The 16,079-nt window shown below is 66.1% G+C and carries 17 protein-coding genes and 1 pseudogene; 9 read left to right on the top strand and 9 right to left on the bottom strand.

Features of this window, described 5'->3' with window-relative positions; translation table 11 throughout:
* Nucleotides 1-9: 9 nt before the first annotated feature.
* Nucleotides 10-924 (bottom strand): LysR family transcriptional regulator, encoded by a 915-nt coding sequence (locus AAFL97_RS10540; RefSeq protein ID WP_341644863.1) that lies wholly within the window; start codon nucleotides 922-924, stop codon nucleotides 10-12.
* 99 nt (nucleotides 925-1,023) lie between these two features.
* On the opposite strand from AAFL97_RS10540, the gene AAFL97_RS10535 reads away from it, so the two are divergent.
* From AAFL97_RS10535 to AAFL97_RS10500, 8 genes are all read left to right on the top strand, one after another.
* The gene (locus AAFL97_RS10535) at nucleotides 1,024-1,434 is read left to right on the top strand and encodes a (R)-mandelonitrile lyase (protein ID WP_341644862.1); all 411 of its coding nucleotides are present in this window, start codon (nucleotides 1,024-1,026) and stop codon (nucleotides 1,432-1,434) included.
* Between the two features lie 31 nt (nucleotides 1,435-1,465).
* Nucleotides 1,466-1,969 carry a (R)-mandelonitrile lyase gene (locus AAFL97_RS10530; protein ID WP_341644861.1) on the top strand — a complete coding sequence of 168 codons (504 nt, stop codon included), beginning with the start codon at nucleotides 1,466-1,468 and terminating at the stop codon, nucleotides 1,967-1,969.
* A 61-nt stretch (nucleotides 1,970-2,030) separates the two neighbouring features.
* The gene (locus tag AAFL97_RS10525; protein ID WP_341647137.1) at nucleotides 2,031-2,738 is read left to right on the top strand and encodes a carboxymuconolactone decarboxylase family protein; all 708 of its coding nucleotides are present in this window, start codon (nucleotides 2,031-2,033) and stop codon (nucleotides 2,736-2,738) included.
* Nucleotides 2,739-3,014: 276 nt separating this feature from the next.
* On the top strand, nucleotides 3,015-3,488 hold the full coding sequence (locus tag AAFL97_RS10520; protein ID WP_341644860.1) for a (2Fe-2S)-binding protein: 474 nt from the start codon (nucleotides 3,015-3,017) through the stop codon (nucleotides 3,486-3,488).
* Nucleotides 3,485-5,767 (top strand): xanthine dehydrogenase family protein molybdopterin-binding subunit, encoded by a 2,283-nt coding sequence (locus tag AAFL97_RS10515; RefSeq protein WP_341644859.1) that lies wholly within the window; start codon nucleotides 3,485-3,487, stop codon nucleotides 5,765-5,767. Before AAFL97_RS10520 ends, AAFL97_RS10515 begins: the two co-directional genes overlap by 4 nt.
* A 6-nt stretch (nucleotides 5,768-5,773) precedes the next feature.
* Entirely contained in the window at nucleotides 5,774-6,334 is a 561-nt protein-coding gene (locus AAFL97_RS10510; RefSeq protein ID WP_341644858.1) for a nucleotidyltransferase family protein, read from the top strand.
* Nucleotides 6,334-7,344, top strand: a complete 1,011-nt coding sequence (locus AAFL97_RS10505; RefSeq protein WP_341644857.1) for an XdhC family protein — start codon at nucleotides 6,334-6,336, stop codon at nucleotides 7,342-7,344. The genes AAFL97_RS10510 and AAFL97_RS10505 overlap by 1 nt, the downstream gene beginning before the upstream one ends.
* A gap of 203 nt (nucleotides 7,345-7,547) precedes the next feature.
* On the top strand, nucleotides 7,548-8,522 hold the full coding sequence (locus AAFL97_RS10500) for a serine hydrolase domain-containing protein (protein ID WP_341644856.1): 975 nt from the start codon (nucleotides 7,548-7,550) through the stop codon (nucleotides 8,520-8,522).
* Nucleotides 8,523-8,525: 3 nt separating this feature from the next.
* On the opposite strand, the gene AAFL97_RS10495 is transcribed toward AAFL97_RS10500, so the two are convergent.
* The 8 genes and pseudogenes from AAFL97_RS10495 to AAFL97_RS10460 all read right to left on the bottom strand — a co-directional run bounded on the left by AAFL97_RS10495 (nucleotide 8,526) and on the right by AAFL97_RS10460 (nucleotide 14,896).
* Nucleotides 8,526-9,392 (bottom strand): arginase family protein, encoded by an 867-nt coding sequence (locus AAFL97_RS10495; RefSeq protein ID WP_341644855.1) that lies wholly within the window; start codon nucleotides 9,390-9,392, stop codon nucleotides 8,526-8,528.
* A gap of 83 nt (nucleotides 9,393-9,475) precedes the next feature.
* On the bottom strand, nucleotides 9,476-10,504 hold the full coding sequence (locus tag AAFL97_RS10490) for an NAD(P)-dependent alcohol dehydrogenase (protein ID WP_341644854.1): 1,029 nt from the start codon (nucleotides 10,502-10,504) through the stop codon (nucleotides 9,476-9,478).
* Nucleotides 10,505-10,673: 169 nt separating this feature from the next.
* A complete protein-coding gene (locus AAFL97_RS10485; RefSeq protein WP_341644853.1) occupies nucleotides 10,674-10,925 on the bottom strand; it encodes a hypothetical protein in 252 nt (83 codons plus the stop codon).
* A gap of 70 nt (nucleotides 10,926-10,995) precedes the next feature.
* A pseudogene (locus tag AAFL97_RS24625) lies at nucleotides 10,996-11,427 on the bottom strand (SDR family NAD(P)-dependent oxidoreductase); the annotation flags it as partial.
* Nucleotides 11,420-11,791 (bottom strand): hypothetical protein, encoded by a 372-nt coding sequence (locus AAFL97_RS10475; protein ID WP_341644851.1) that lies wholly within the window; start codon nucleotides 11,789-11,791, stop codon nucleotides 11,420-11,422. The pseudogene AAFL97_RS24625 and the gene AAFL97_RS10475, both read right to left, overlap by 8 nt.
* Before the next feature lie 30 nt (nucleotides 11,792-11,821).
* Complete coding sequence (locus AAFL97_RS10470) at nucleotides 11,822-13,015, bottom strand: alpha/beta hydrolase (RefSeq protein WP_341644850.1); 1,194 nt, start codon at nucleotides 13,013-13,015, stop codon at nucleotides 11,822-11,824.
* Between the two features lie 49 nt (nucleotides 13,016-13,064).
* Nucleotides 13,065-14,297 (bottom strand): MFS transporter, encoded by a 1,233-nt coding sequence (locus tag AAFL97_RS10465; protein ID WP_341644849.1) that lies wholly within the window; start codon nucleotides 14,295-14,297, stop codon nucleotides 13,065-13,067.
* 89 nt (nucleotides 14,298-14,386) lie between these two features.
* Nucleotides 14,387-14,896 (bottom strand): cyclophilin-like fold protein, encoded by a 510-nt coding sequence (locus AAFL97_RS10460; protein WP_341644848.1) that lies wholly within the window; start codon nucleotides 14,894-14,896, stop codon nucleotides 14,387-14,389.
* A 98-nt stretch (nucleotides 14,897-14,994) separates the two neighbouring features.
* Here AAFL97_RS10460 and AAFL97_RS10455 point away from each other — a divergent pair, with 98 nt between their 5' ends.
* Nucleotides 14,995-15,903 (top strand): LysR family transcriptional regulator, encoded by a 909-nt coding sequence (locus tag AAFL97_RS10455; RefSeq protein ID WP_341644847.1) that lies wholly within the window; start codon nucleotides 14,995-14,997, stop codon nucleotides 15,901-15,903.
* The last annotated feature ends 176 nt before the right edge of the window (nucleotides 15,904-16,079 follow it).

Below are 16,079 nucleotides of genomic sequence, written 5' to 3'. Positions count from 1 at the left end.
TTAGAGCAGCTATTGGAGTTTTGTGATCTTGCTCGCATCCCATCGTAATGCCTCGATCACCAAGGAAAGCGCTGGCGCGATCTGTTTGCGATTCGCGTAATACAGGTGATAGCCCGGGAAAGTCGGCCACCAGTCCTCCAGCACCGGCAGCAGCCGGCCAGCCTCGATATGCGGCTGCATGATATCCAGGGGCACAAAAGCAAAACCCATGCCGTCCAGTGCTGCCTGAAGCATCAGGAACGTGTTGTTGAAGGTGGCCTGGCCGCCCACGCGCACGTTGATCTCCTGTCCATCTTTCTCGAAGTCCCAGACATACAGGCCGCCGTGAGTGGGAAGGCGCAGGTTGATGCAATGGTGCTCGGTGAGATCGTGCGGCGAGCGTGGCAGTGGCCTCTGTGCCAGATAGCTCGGTGACGCCGCAACGGCCATGCGCAGGTCCGGCGCGATGCGCACGGCGATCATGTCCTTATCCACGCGGTCGCCTACGCGCACGCCCGCATCGAAGCGGTGGGCCGCAATGTCGATGAATGCATAGTCCACGCTGAATTCGACGCGGATGTCGGGGTATTCCTCGAGTAATGGCAGCAGCCTTGGCCAGAGCACGGTGTGGATGGCATGGTCGTGCGCGGTGATGCGCACCGTGCCGGCGGGTCTGTCGCGCATGGCATTGAGGGCCCCCAGTTCCCGTTCGATCTCATCGATGCGAGGGGCCACTGCGTCCAGCAGCCTGGCGCCGGCTTCCGTCGTGGACACGCTGCGAGTGGTACGCGTCAGCAGCCGCACACCGAGCCGGGCTTCCAGGGCCGACATTGCATGACTCAGTGCCGAACGCGACAGCCCCAACTGCGCTGCAGCGCGGGTGAAGCTGCGCTCTCGGGCCACGGCGACGAAGGCTTGCAAGTCGTTGAGATTCTCTTTTGCCATTGGTGAATCCGTTGCACCATCGTATATCGATTTTACGGACTTCTCCATCAATGAGGCGCGCCATACAGTTCTATCTGGATCACATTGAGAGGAACCGCGATGGAGCTCAAACGCGCTGGATCACAACCTTCCATGAAAGGTCCTGCCGAGTGCTTTACCGGCACGGTTCGCATTGACCCTCTGAGCAGTCCGCCCGAACCGGCTCGCGTGTCCTGCGCCGCAGTCACATTCGAGCCCGGTGCACGTACGGCTTGGCACACCCATCCGCTGGGGCAGACCCTCATCGTCACTGCCGGCTGCGGCTGGACGCAGTGCGAGGGCGGGCCCATCGCCGAAATCCGAGCCGGCGATGTCATCTGGTGTCCGCCGGGGCACAAGCACTGGCACGGCGCTTCGCCTACCACAGCCATGACGCACATCGCTATCCAGGAAGCCCTGGACGGCAAGAACGTCGAGTGGCTGGAGCACGTCACCGACGAGCAGTACCTCGCCGGGCCGCTGCGTGGCTGACCCACTTCGTTCACATCTGAAAGGGAAAACCATGAACGCTCTCGTCAAACTCATCCTGTGCACGACGGCGCTGCATGCCACTCTGGTCGCTGCCGCAGAGCCGCAAGCCGGCGCATCCGCCGCCTCTGCCAGCGCACAGCAGATCATTCGCGCGGGAGAGCAGCCCTCGGCTGCCGGACCCACCGAGTACTTTACCGGCCGCGTGCGGATCGATCCCGTGTGGCCCGCCGACGAGGGCATCAGCGCATCCGGCGGCCTGGTGACCTTCGAGCCGGGCGCACGCTCGGCCTGGCACACGCATCCCGCGGGCCAGCGCCTGGTGGTGACATCCGGCGTCGGCCTGACCCAGGAGTGGAGCAAGCCCGTGCAGCTCATCCGGCCAGGCGACGTGGTCTGGTGCCCGCCCGGCGTCAAGCATTGGCACGGCGCTGCGCCCGACACTGCAATGACCCACCTGGCCGTGACCGGTACGGTCGATGGCAAGAACGTCACATGGATGGAGAAAGTTTCCGATGAGCAGTACGAGGCCCGTTGAGCGCCGCGGCGCACGTCACGGTTCGGGCGTCCTGGCCGCAGCCTTGGCGTTGGCTGTGGCGATGATCTCCACCGTCCACGCACAGGAGACCCAGCCCATGAACCAGACGTCAAGCAGTGTTTCCGACACCCTGAACGCGCGCCAGCAGGCCATCGTGCCCATTGCTGCCTTTGCCGCCGAAGGCGATATGGCCAAACTCAACGCCGCGTTGAACCAGGGGCTGGACGCCGGCATGACGGTGAGCGACGCCAAGGAAATTCTGGTGCAGCTCTACGCTTACGCCGGCTTCCCGCGCAGCCTCAACGCCCTGGGCGAATTGATGAAGGTGCTTGAAGCGCGCAAGCAGCGCGGCATCCAGGATGCACCAGGCCGCGACCCCAGCCGCCCCATTCCCAAGGGCGATGCCTTGCTTGCCGCCGGTACGGCCAACCAGACCACGCTCTCGGGCGGGCCGGTCGCGGGGCCGCTGTTCGACTTCGCGCCCACGGCGAACGAATACCTGCGCGCGCACCTGTTCGGCGACATCTTCGAGCGCGACAACCTCGACTGGCAAAGCCGCGAGCTGGCCACCGTCGGCATGCTGTCGGCGCTGCCCGGCGCGGAATCGCAGCTGCAGGCGCACATGCGCATCAGCGTGAATACGGGCCTGACGGCGGGTCAATTGCGCCAACTCATCCAGGTGCTGGCCGAACGCGTGGACACCGGAGCCGCCTCCCGGGCGGGCGAGGCGCTGGAGCGGCATCTGGCAAGCCTTTCCGCGAACGAGTGAGCCTCGCACGCCGGGCGCGGTTGCGACCGGCATGGCGCTGCCTGGTGCCGGCCCACGATCCCGGCGCCGCTGTGGATGCCTGCAATGGGCGTCGACTGGCTGCACACTCATGCTCGGCGCGCTGCGGCTGACGAGTGCTTACAGCCGTCATTAGTGTCGCTAATTTATCAAAGCAGAGGTTTTCGGGGAAAATCCTCGGACTCGAACAAGAGCCGCTTCGAAACACAGGCTCGCATAATCTGCGCCCCGTGCGCTTACCCCCAGAGGAGTTCGCCAATGACACATCTCCAAGTCAACGGCCAGACCAGGAAGGTCGACGTGCCGGACGACATGCCCTTGCTGTGGGCCCTACGCGACGAGCTCGGCATGACCGGCACCAAGTTCGGCTGTGGCATCTCGGTATGCGGCGCCTGTATGGTCCACATAGATGGTCAGCCGGTGCGCGCCTGTGTCACGCCGGTCTCGGCTGCGGCCGGACGCGAGATTTCGACCATCGAAGGCATGGAGGCCGACCGCATCGGCCAGGCGGTGCAGCAGGCCTGGGTGGAGAACAACGTCGCCCAGTGCGGCTACTGCCAAGCCGGCCAGATCATGACCGCGGTGAGTCTGCTGAAGAGCACGCCGGCGCCCACCGAGCAGCAGATCGACGATGCCATGAGCGGCAACATCTGTCGTTGCGGCACCTACCCGCGCATCCGCGCCGCCATCAAGCAGGCAGCGGGCAGCCTGGTTTCGGGGGGCCGGCAATGACTGCGACCGTGCGACTTTCCCGGCGCGCCTTCCTGCAGGGCAGCCTCGGTGTGCTGACCCTGGCCGTCACCTCGAGCGGGCTGGTCAGGGCTGCCGATGCCGAAGTGCCGAAATATGGCGCCGATTCCATGCCCGGCGGCACGGTGGACGATCCGCTGGTCTTCGTCTCGATCGCCGAAGACGGCACCGTGACCATCGTCGCCCACCGCGCCGAGATGGGCACCGGCGTGCGCACCAGCCTGCCGATGGTGGTGGCCGACGAGATGGAGGCGCTCTGGGAGCGCGTCGAGGTGGTGCAGGCCGGGGCGGACGAGGGGCGCTACGGCAACCAGAACGTCGATGGCTCGCGCAGCGTTCGCCACTTCCTGATGCCGATGCGGCGCGTGGGGGCGGCGGCACGGCAGATGCTCGAAGCGGCTGCGGCGGTGCGCTGGTCGGTGCCGGTGTCCGAAGTCAGGGCGGTGCAACACGAGGTGCTGCACGAGCCCAGCGGCCGGCGCCTGGGCTTTGGCGAACTGGCGGCCGACGCGGCACGGCAGCCGGTGCCAACGGCCGACGCCCTGAAGCTCAAGGCACGGGAGGATTTCCGCTACATCGGCAAGGACAAGGTGAGGCTGGTCGACCTGGAAGCGATCGGCAAGGGCGAGGCCGTCTATGGCATGGACATGCGCCTGCCCGGCATGGTCTACGCCGTGGTGGCACGCCCGCCGGTGGTCGGCGGCAAGCTGCGGAAATTCGATGGCAGCAAGGCGCTGACCGTGCCCGGCGTGCTGAAATTGGTAGAGATTCCCGCTTTCCAGGGCGCGCCGGCCTTCCAGCCGCTGGGCGGCATCGCCGTGGTCGCGCGCAATACCTGGGCCGCCATCCAGGGCCGTGACGTGCTGGAAATCGAATGGGACGACGGCCCCAACGGCAGCTACGATTCCGTCGCCTACCGCCAGGAACTGGAAGCCGCATCGCGCGTGCCCGGCAAGCTGATGCGCGACCAGGGCAATGTCGCGGAGGCCTGGGCGAAGGCGCCGGAAGCCGAGCGTCTGGCTGCCGAATACTACATTCCGCATCTGGCCCATGCGTCGATGGAGCCGCCGGTCGCCACCGTGCGGATCGAGGACGGCCGTGCCGAAGTCTGGACCTCGGTGCAGAACCCCGCCGCGGCGCAGGCCGCCGTGGCCCGGCGGCTGAAACTCGAGCCGGAGAAGGTCAAGGTCAACGTGCTGCTGCTGGGCGGCGGCTTCGGCCGCAAATCCAAGCCGGACTTCGTCGATGAGGCGGCCATCGTCGCCCAGGCCATGCCCGAAGGCACGCCGGTCAAGCTGGTATGGACGCGCGAGGACGACATCCACCACGACTACCTGCACACCGTCTCGATCGAACGCCTGGAAGCCGTCATCGACGGCAGCGGCCAGGTGCAGTCCTGGCTGCACCGCAGCGCCTCGCCGACGATTGCTTCGCTGTTCGTCGAAGGCGCTAAGGGACAGCAAATCACCGAATCGGCGATGTCGGCGATCAACATGCCGTATGTGATCCCGAACGTGCGGGTGGAAACCGCCGAAGTGGCGGCCCATGCGCGCATCGGCTGGTTCCGCTCGGTGGCGAACATCCCGCACGCCTTTGCGGCGCAGTGCTTCATCGCCGAACTGGCGCATCGTGCCGGCAAGGATCACCGCCAGTTCGCGCTCGACCTGATCGGCCCGGCGCGCAGGATCGACCCCGGCATGATGGCCGATACCTGGAACTACACCGAGTCGCCCGAGCGCTACCCCTACGACACCGGCCGCCTGCGCGGCGTGATCGAGGCCGCATGCGAGGGCGCCGGCTGGGGCCGCGAGCTGCCCGCAGGGCACGGCCTGGGCCTGGCGTTCTGCTACAGCTTCATGAGCTACACCGCCACGGTGGTCGAGGTGAAGGTGGATGCCAGCGGCGAAGTGCAGGTGGTGGCGGTGGACATGGCGCTGGACTGCGGCCCGCAGATCAAGCCCGAGCGCATCCGCGCGCAGATGGAAGGCGGCGCGATCATGGGCCTGAGCCTGGCGCTTGCCAGCGAGATCAGCTTCGAGAACGGCAGGGTCAGGCAGAGCAACTTCCACGACTACGAAGTGCTGCGCCACCAGGCCTCGCCGCGCGTGATCCGCACCCACCTGGTCAACGACGACCACGAGCTGCCGCCCGGCGGCGTCGGCGAACCGCCGGTGCCGCCGGTAGCGCCTGCGCTGTGCAATGCAATCTTCGCCGCCACCGGCAAGCGCGTGCGCAGCCTGCCGGTGCGCAGGGTGGCATAGCGCGACGTGCAGCAAGCGCCCACCGTGATCGTGCTGGCTGCCGGGCGGGGCGAGCGCTTCGCCCGCTCCGGCGACAGCACGCACAAGCTCGATGCGCTGCTGGCCGGCGTGCCGGTGCTCGAGCATGTGCTGCGCAGCGTCGCCGCATCGGGCCTGGCTTGCCATGTCGTGCGGCCTGCAAACGGCACGGATGGCATGGGCGACTCCATCGCCCGCGGCGTCGCTGCCACGACCGATGCCGCCGGCTGGCTGATCCTGCCGGGCGATCTGCCGCTAGTCGACGCCCGCAGCCTGCTGCGGGTGGCGGAGGGCCTGGCTTCACAGCCGGTGGTCGTGCCGTTCTGGAATGCACGGCAAGGCCACCCGGTCGGCTTCGGCCGCGAATGCCGCACGGCGCTGATGGCACTGAGGGGCGATGCGGGTGCGGCTGCCGTCGTGCGGGCGCAGCGGCAGGCGGGGAGGGTGCTGGACATGGAGCTGGACGATGAGGGCATCGTCCTGGACATCGACACGTTGGACGATCTGGCACGGGCCGAGGCCCTGCTCGAAACCCGGGGAGCAGTCTGATGGAAAGCGTCGACGTGCGCGTGCTGCGCGCCGCGCGCGACTGGCATGTCGCCGGACACCGGCTGATGCTGGCCACGGTGGTCAAGACCTGGGGCTCGTCGCCGCGGCCGCCCGGCTCGATGATGGCGCTGCGCGAGGACGGCCGCTGCATCGGCTCGGTTTCGGGCGGCTGCATCGAGGACGATCTGATCCACGGCTACACCACGGTCTATGGCGGCCCGGGCATGCCGTGCTCGGCGCCCAGGCTGGTGCGCTATGGCGTGACTGCCGACGAAGCGCACCGCTTCGGCCTGCCGTGCGGCGGTACGCTGGAGCTGCTGCTGGAGTTCGAACCGGATCCTGCCGCGCTCGATGAGCTGGTGCGGCGCCTGGAAGCAGGGCAACTCGTCCGCCGCACGGTGGATTGCCGCTCCGGCGCAGCGAGCCTGAAAGCGGCCAGCGCGCCCGAGCCGCTGCATTTCGACGGCACCATGCTGTCAAGCACCTTCGGGCCGCAGTACCGGATGCTGCTGATCGGCGCCGGCGCACTGGCCGAATACGTGGCGACGATGGCGCTGTTCAACGACTTCGCCGTGACGCTGTGCGATCCGCGTGCCGAACACCGGGATACCTGGGCCGTGGCCGGCGTGCACATCACCACCGAAATGCCCGACGACGCCGTGCGCATTTTTGCCCCCGACGCTCGTAGCTGCATCGTCGCCCTGAGCCACGATCCCAAGCTCGACGACATGGCGCTGCTCGAAGCATTGCACAGCCCGGCGTTCTACGTCGGCGCCATCGGCTCGCGGCGCAACGCGAACAGCCGCACGCAGCGCTTCATCGAACACTTCGACGAGACGGAAGCGTCCGTGCAGCGCCTGCATTCGCCGGTGGGTCTCTACATAGGCAGCAAAACACCTGCGGAGATCGCGGTGAGCGTGATGGCTGAAATTCTGGCGGTCAAGAACGGTGTGGTGCCCACGCGCAGGCTGCGCGCCGAGTTCCAGTCGTCCAGACCTGTGAAGGCGTGAAGCGGGGCGGCCGCAGCGCCGCTTGAACCCCTGCCGGGCGCCGCGGTCCTTCCTCGGCACGCCGGCGTCGGCGGCTCACAGGAAAGAGGTCGTCAGTGCGGTCCATGTTCATTGCCCTGTCCATCCAGATGCTTTCGATGGCTTGCGTGGCTCCGCTTGCATCGGCTCAAGCGACTGCCGGTACCGTTCGTGCCCAGGGCGACATGGCCAGCTCTGCTGCAGTGGACGAGGGCAGCCTCGTCGCTGCACTGGACGGGATTCTCGACGACGCCGAATCGCTGACACCGCTGCAGACCGTTATCGTCGCCCACGAGGGCGAGATCGTGGCCGAGCGCGGCTACCGGGGCCACACCACCACGGCATCGACCAACATCAAGTCGGCCTCCAAGCTGGTGATCTCAGCCCTGGTCGGCATCGCGATCGACAAGGGCGTGCTCGAAGGCACCGACCAGGCGGTGGCGCCCTTGCTCGCGCGCGATCTGCCGGCCGACCCCGATCCGCGCATGCAGCGGCTGACGATCGGCCACCTGCTGTCCATGCAGGCAGGGCTGGGATCGACTTCCGGTCCCCGGTACGGCCCCTGGGTGGCGAGCCGCAACTGGGTGCGTGCCGCACTGGCCCGGCCTTTCGAGGACGAGCCCGGCGGGCGAATGATCTACTCCACCGGTTCCACGCACCTGCTGTCGGCCATCCTGAGTCGCCGCACGAGCCGTTCGACGCTGCAACTGGCGCGCGACTGGCTGGGACCGCTCGAAGAGTTCGCGATCACCGCCTGGACGCGCGATCCGCAAGGCATTCATCTCGGCGGCAACGAGATGGCCATGAGTCCGCGCTCGCTGCTGGCCTTCGGCGAGCTGTATCGCAGCGGCGGCGTGACCCGTTCGGGCGAGCGCGTGCTGTCGCGCGAGTGGATCGCCGCTTCGTGGCAGCAGCGCACGCGCTCGCCATGGACGGGCGACGGCCACGGTTATGGCTGGTTCCTGACCGAATTTGCCGGCGAGCAGGTGCGTTATGGCTGGGGCTACGGCGGGCAGATGCTCTATGTCGTGCCGCGGCTGAACCTGACGGTGGTGATGACTTCGGACGACAGTGCCTCGGCCGCGCGCAGCGGCCATCGCAGCGATCTGCACCGGCTCATGGGCAGGATCATTGCCGCCAGCTCCACCCACGGGCGATAGCCCTCATCCCCGCATGATCGGCAGACCGGCCAGCGCCTCCCTGAGCCGCAGCATGTCCCAGGGCAGGAACTCCGCGATGCCGAGCCCGACCACGTCACAGGCGCCGCTGACGTCCTGCAGCAGGCGGATGACTTGCCCCAACCGCATCGTGCCCTGGACGATGCCGTCGAACGTGCCTTCCGGCTGCTCGGGCTTGTTGAACAGCAGTGGCGAGAAGTGGGCGGCGTCGAGCACGTCCAGATCGAAATGCACGGCCAGGTGGGTGATGCCTTCGGCGGCGATCCAGTCCAGGATCGGCTGGCTGCTGTCGGCGAGATCGGCAGCGGGAGTATGCCGCACACCCAGCTCCTGGAGAATGCGGCCTTCGGCCTCGGTCCAGGCGCTCATGCCGGCGATCATCACGCGCGCCGGATCCAGCTTGCGCTCGACTTCGGCAGTGAATTCCTCGTCGCCGCGGCCCAGCAGCATGCCCAAGACGTGGGCATGGGCGTGCGAGAACTCGGCAGTGCTCATGACGTCGGGGTGGGCATCGATCCACAGCACGCCCAGCCTGCCGTCGTGAATGCGGTTCAGGTAGGCCATGGGGGCAAGATCGACGAGGCAGTCGCCGCCGAGCACGACGATGCGCTCGGGCTGGTGCCGCTCGATGGCCGCGCGGGCGGCGCGGGCCTGTGACAGCAGGGCCGTGCGGGCCTTGATGCCCTGTTCGATCTGAAGCGGCTGCCCGTCCGCAGCGGGCACCTCGACCGTTTCTTCCGGCCCCTCGTGCGCGGGCATCAGCCAGCACAGCAGTTCAGAGCCGAAGCGGTAAGCGGGTTCGGTACCGCCTTGCCATTGCGGGAAATTGAGTCTGAGTGTTTTGGTGCTCATTCAGGTTTGCCGATGCAAAAAAGCCCATGAAAGACGGCTGTCGGCCGTACTTCATGGGCAGAGGGGAAACAGGACCTGAGGCGTCAAGGGATCAGTACCGCGCGCCCCTTGATCTTGCCGTGTTCCAGCTTGTCGTACACCTCGACGGCCTGATCCAGCGGGAATTTCTCCACCTCGAGGTGCAGCTTGCCCTGCCGGGCAAGGCCGACGACTTCCATCAGTTCGGCACGTGAGCCCCAGTAGGGATTCTTGAGGTTCACGCCGAAGGGCACGACGCCCATTGCCTGCCAGTCGAGGTGGGCGCCGCCCAGGCCGACGATGGTCATGTCACCGTTCAAGCCGACCACCGAAGCGGCCAGCTTGACGGTCGCAGTGTTGCCGACGAGATCCAGCACCACCTTGGCCTTCTTGATGCCGGTGATCTTGATGATCTGCTCGGCGGCGTCGGCATCCCTGGAATTGATGACGTGGGCCGCACCGTGCTGCTTGGCATAGGCGAGCTTTTCATCACTGATGTCGCAGGCGATGATGGTGGAGGCGCAGACGGAAGACAGGATCTGCAGCGCCATGTGGCCCAGGCCGCCGATGCCGATGACGACGACGTATTCGTCGCTGGTGAGCTTTTCCAGTGAAGTCCTGATCGCGGAGTAGGGCGTCAGGGCCGCATCCGTGAGCGGTGCGGCGATGGATGGGTCGAGGTCGTAGATGGGCACCAGCAGGCGCGAAGACGGCACGAGCAGGTATTCCGCCATGCCGCCATCGATACCCAGGCCGCCGCCCAGCGCCATCTCGGACTGGTGGTCGCAATAGTTTTCGGTGGACTGCTGGCAGGGCTTGCAATGTCCGCAGCCCCAGGGGCCGTAGACCAGCACCGCATCCCCCTTCTTGAAGCCGGTCACGCTGTCGCCGACTTCCTCGATCCAGCCTGCGTTCTCATGTCCCAGGGTGAAACCCGGAGGCACGGGAATGCTGCCGTCGATGATATGCAGGTCCGAATGGCAGACACCCGCGGCGGCGATCTTCAGCAGGACTTCATCGCCTTTCGGGGTCGGTTTCTCGACATCGTGAAAAATCCGGACGTCATTTTTTCCCATGAACTTTACGGCTTTCATCCTTGCCTCCCTTTCGGTTTGGTCTCCAGATCAGCTTATACCCCCTTCATAACACAGTAAACCGGAAGCCAGCCGCAGCGGCAGTTCCTTGTCCCAGAGCTCGGGCGGCGCGCTCGAAACCGCGCATGTTGTCGCCTTGGCGGGAGCAGCAGCTTGTTCATGAGTGCCGTCACGCCAGTTTCGTACCGGTGGCGCGTTCGAGTTCGGCCAGCAGACGATCCTGGAACTGGATGTCCTCGACTGCAGGATGCGGTTCCTCGCGGCGCTGATGGTGCCAATACCCACCGCTGGTCAGCGCTTCGGGATAGTCGCTGGTGGCGAGCCATTCCTGGGTAAGGTGCCCCAGCCGCAGGTCGTCCGGCGCACTGGGGCCGCCCATCCTGGTCGGCACCCAGCCGGGGTTGACCGCGTTGCTGGACATCGGGCCACAGCCGTGCGACGGCCGCGGTCAGCGCGGTGATGAAGAGCTTGCTGTCGGAATAGCTGCCGGTGGCGGTTTGGCCGGACCAGTCGATGCCGTCCAGGTTGGCACGTCCGCCCTTGTGCATCGCGCTGCTGAGGTAGATCAGGCGCTGAGGGCGCTGGATCAGGGCAGTGAGCAGATAGGGGGCGACGACATTGACCACCATCAGATGTGCGCCAGAGATGACGCCGGCGTTGTGGATCACGGCATCCATCCGGCCGATGGCATTGACCTGCCCGGCGAGGTCGCGGATCTGCGCGATATCCGACAGGTCGCCGATCGTGGCGACAGCACCCTGATCCACGAGCTCCTGCACGGCCGTCAGCCTGGCTCGGGAGCGGACATGCACGACAACGTCGTGGCCTTCGCCGAGCAGCGTCCTGGCCGCGGCATGGCCCAGGCCGTCGGCTGAGCCGGTGATGAAGACGCGGCGCTTGCGGGCTGAGCTAGCATCAGGCATGGGGGCCTCCTTGCCAGCGGCCGCCGGCGTCCGGGCTTGCACAGGCATCGCGGACAGCAGCGATCCGGCAGTCAGCGCCGAACCCAGTCCGGCACCTGCGGCGAGAAACTTTCTTCGATCCATCGACGTATCCTCCGATCATGCTGCCGGGGGCAACAGTTTGACGGGCCGAAGCAGGAGGTTGTCCTCTGCTGGACACCGTGGCGCGGATCGCCATTGAGCCCTGGCCACCGTCAACGTCATTGGAGACAGCATGGAGGCCGTTGCGTTCGGACGCGATGGCCAGACGGGCTGGCAGCCTGGCGACAGCCTTGCCGATGGCGGACGATGCGCCGGTGATGATGGCGGCTTCATCCTCGATCATGCGTGGCTCCGCATGCGAGGTGCGGCGGTCTTACTCGAGGTGCTTGCCGAAGAATTCCGCCATCCGGTCGAAGGGAATCTTGTCCACCTGGTCGTACAGATCGACGTGATCCGCGTTGGCAACGATCATCAATTCCTTGGGATCGGAAGCCGCTTCATGGACATCCTCGGAGTAATAGCGCGAATGAGCGTTTTCACCTGCGATCAGAAGAATCGGACGCGGGGAGATCATTTCGATGTTTGCATACATCGGGAAGCTGAAGAACGACATGGGAGTCGTGGCCGTCCATGCGGTGTTCGAATTGATGCTTCTCGGATGGTAGCCGCGCGGGGTTCTGTAGTAATCGAAGAAAGCGGCCAGGACGGGATCGGGGTTCGCGGGTAGCGTTTCGGGCAGGATGCGCTGTCCCTTCACGAGCCGGCCGTTTTCGTCGAATGGAAGCTCGTGGTAGCCGAGTGCATATTTGCCGCTTTCCGCGTCTGCCCAGCGCTGTTGGCCGAGGTAGTCGATGACCTTGCGGCGCTGTTCCATGGTGTAGCCGTCTTCATGGCTACGGCTCATGCTGCGGGACATGTCGTACATGGACGTCGTGGCGACCGCCTTGATGCGGGAATCACTGGTGGCAGCGGTCAGGGCCATGCCGCTGAAGCCGCAGATGCCAATGGCGCCGATGCGCTTGCGATCGACTTCCGGGAGCAGGCCGAGGAAATCCACCGCGGCACTGAAATCCTCGGTGTTGATGTCCGGCGAAGCCATGTTGCGTGTTTCGCCACCGCTCTCTCCGGTATACGAAGGGTCGAAGGCCAGGGCGATGAATCCGCGCTCGGCCATGGTTTGCGCGTAGAGCCCCGAGGCCTGCTCTTTCACCGCGCCGAACGGGCCGCTGACGGCAATCGCCGCCAGCTTGCCGCTGCTGTTCTTCGGCTGGTACAGGTCGGCGGCCAGAGTGATGCCGTAGCGGTTCCTGAAAGTGACTTTCCTGTGGTCGACCTTGTCGCTGCGGGCAAAGGTCTTGTCCCATCCCTGCATCAGTTGCATGCCGTTCGCCTCCGTGGTGGCATTGGACGCCGCCCGCGCCGGACCCGGACGTCCGACAAGAAGCGCTGCCGAGCCGGCGAGTGCGGCGCCCTGGATGAAATGCCGGCGGGAGGTGGGCTGATCGATGCCGGTGATTTCGGGAGAGGACTCGCTCGATCGGCCCTTGACGTCATAAGTCGGATTCATGCTTCGATTCTCCAATGTCGTTGATGAAGGAGGCGCACGCCATGCCGGTTCAAGCGGCATGAGCCGCCGCACCGCGCACCGTCATGAATGTCAGGCCGGCGGAGATCGCCAGCAGCGCGGCGCTGACGATGAAGGTGCTCTGGTAGCCGCTGTGGTCGAACAGCACGCCGCCCACCACCGAACCCAGCGCGATGGACATCTGCACGACCGCCACGAACAGGCCGCCGCCTGCTTCCGCATCCTTCGGGAACACCTTGGCGATCCATGCCCACCAGCCCACCGGCGCCGACGTGCCGGTCAGCCCCCACAGGCCCAACAGTACGACGACGGCAGCCGTCCAGTCGCCAAAGGCAAGCAGGGCCACGGCGATCGCCGCCATCAGCAGCGGGACGACGATCAGCGTCTGGTAGAAGCCCCGTTGCAGGACCCGGCCGATGAGCAGGGTGCCGATGAAGCCGGCCGCACCGATCACGAGCAGGATCAGCGAGATCGTTGCACCATGAACGCCGGTGACTGTTTCGAGGAAGGGGCGCACATAGGTGAACAGCGAGAACTGGCCCATGAACAGCAGGCTGCTGGCCAGCATGCCGGCGGCGACGCCGGGACGCCCGAACAAGGTGAACACCTTGAAGGCGTTGCCGATGCCGGGCGTACGCGCCGCGGCCTGCATGGACGGCAGCGTCTTCCATTGCCAGGCCAGCGCGATCAGCGCGATGGGCACCAGGCAAAGAAAGGCGCCGCGCCAGCCGATGACGGTGCCGAGCCAGGCGCCCAGCGGCGCGGCCACCACAGTGGCCAGCGCATTGCCGCCGTTGATCACGGCCAGCGCGCGTGGCACCTGGCGTATCGGCACCAGCCGGATCGCCGTTGCCGCCGACATCGACCAGAAGCCGCCGACGACCACGCCGATCAGCGCGCGGCCCAGCATGTAGGTGAAGTAGTTCGGCGCCAGCGCGACGATGGCGCCGGACACGCCCATCGCCGCGGTCAGCCCCAGCAGCAGGGTCTTGCGGTTCAGGCTGCCTGCCAGCGCCGAAATGAACAGGCTGGTCAGTACGGCGAAGGCGCCCGAGATGGCGATGCCCTGGCCCGCCATGCCTTCGGTGATGCCGAGGTCGCCGGCGATGGGCGTCAGCAGGCTGACGGGCAGGAATTCCGATGCGATCAGCGCGAAGGCGCAGACCGACATGGCGAAAACGCCGCTCCAGGAGGATGGCTGCGCCGCGACTTCGCCGGGAGTTGCGGTGTCGTCCGCGGGGGTGTCGATCAGGGTACTCGTCATGAAAGGCTGTGGGGGTGTTGGATGTTTTATGTTTTGGCAGGCAAGCCCGCGCAGCCCTGCGGGGGGCGCGGTGACGGCAGTGAGTGTGTTCAGGGTTCGGCGCGCTCGATGCGCAGTTGATACGGCCCCGGCCGTGCCAGGATGGACAGGCCTTCGTCCACCTTGCCCAGCGGCAGCAGGCTGCGCGACCACGAGCGGCCTTCGATGAAGATCGCCAGGTTGCCCCAGGGGGCGTAATGGGTCAGTTCGCCGGCCACGGGCGCCATGCCCTCGGGGGCGCCCCGAGTGGACAGCTTGCGCGGCAGGTCGGCGACGCGCTCGATGCTGGCGTAGTCGGTCATCGTCAGGGACAGCGGCAGCAGCGAGGCGAAATCCCTGGCGGTGGCGTTGTCGTACAGCGTGGCGGTGGCGACTTGCCCGCTGACGACCAGGCGGATCTTCATGGGGAATTCCTTGGCGGATGCAGGTGAGCTGCCGGGCGGCGATTGGGCGATCGCATCGCCGGATGCGCTGACCGGGACTGCCAGCAGCGAGCCGGCCAGCAGGGCCAGCGTTCCGCGCCGCAGGCGGCACACGGATTGGGAAGCGGGCTTTTTCATGCCATTCATGATCCCCGCTGGGCATCTGCTTGACTAGCTAATCAATGCTTAAAGAGGATATAAGACTCACTAATTAATTAATCGTGTGAGCGCTCGCCATGGCCAGACGCAACCTCAACGACCTTCTGTCCTTCGTCACCATCGCGCGCGAAGGCAGCTTCACCCGCGCTGCCGCGCTGCTCGGGGTGACGCAATCGGCCCTGAGCCAGTCGATCAGCGGTCTCGAAGCGCGGCTTCAGATCCGGCTGCTGACTCGAACCACGCGCAGCGTTTCGCCCACGGCAGCAGGCGAGCGCCTGCTGAATGCCATTGGCAACCGCTTCGACGAGATCGAGGCGGAGCTGGATGCATTGACCGAACTGCGCGACAAGCCCTCGGGCACGGTGCGCATCACCTGCGGCGACAACGTGCTGCACACGATCCTGCTGCCCAGGCTCGCGCCGGTGCTGCGCGAATACCCCGACATCAAGCTGGAGTTCGACGTGAACTACAGCCTGCGCGACATCGTCGCCGACCGCTTCGACGCGGGCGTGCGCCTGGGCAGCACGATCGACAAGGACATGATCGCCATTCCCATCGGCCCGCCGATGCGCATGGCGGTGGTGGCGTCGCCGGCCTATCTGGCCGATCGCCCGGCTCCCAGGACGCCGCACGATCTGATGGCGCACAACTGCATCAACCAGCGCATGCCTACGTCGGGCGGGCTCTACGTGTGGGATTTCGAGCGCCGGGGCCGCAAGCTGAACGTAAGGGTGGACGGGCAGCTGATCTTCAACACCGCACAGCCCCAGGTGGATGCGGCGCTGGATGGGCTGGGCATCACGCTGTTGCCGGAGGACGAGGTGATGGCGCATATCGAGGCAGGGCGCCTGGTGCGTCTGCTGGAGGACTGGTGCCCGCCGTTCGCCGGCTATCATCTGTACTACCCGAGCCGCAGGCAGCCTTCGCCTGCCTTCTCTCTGGTCGTCGATGCGTTGCGCCATAGCGGACCAAAGTCACACCCATGACGAAACACCGGTGGGCGCCCGTCCATCGACGCGCGGCAATGGTGTAATCTTGGCCATCCGGAGCAGGGGTCGGAAAAATATGCATCTGAAGTGGCTTCCCATTGCAATCCTTTCGCTGGCCTTGCCGACTGCGGTCCTGGCGGCACCTGCAGGCGCCGAGTCCGCCAGCCAGGCGC

It is taken from the genome of Thauera sp. SDU_THAU2 (assembly GCF_038260575.1).
Lineage (GTDB): Bacteria > Pseudomonadota > Gammaproteobacteria > Burkholderiales > Rhodocyclaceae > Thauera.
Note: the sequence above shows the minus strand (reverse complement) of the source record. Positions and strands in the feature narration are given on the sequence as shown.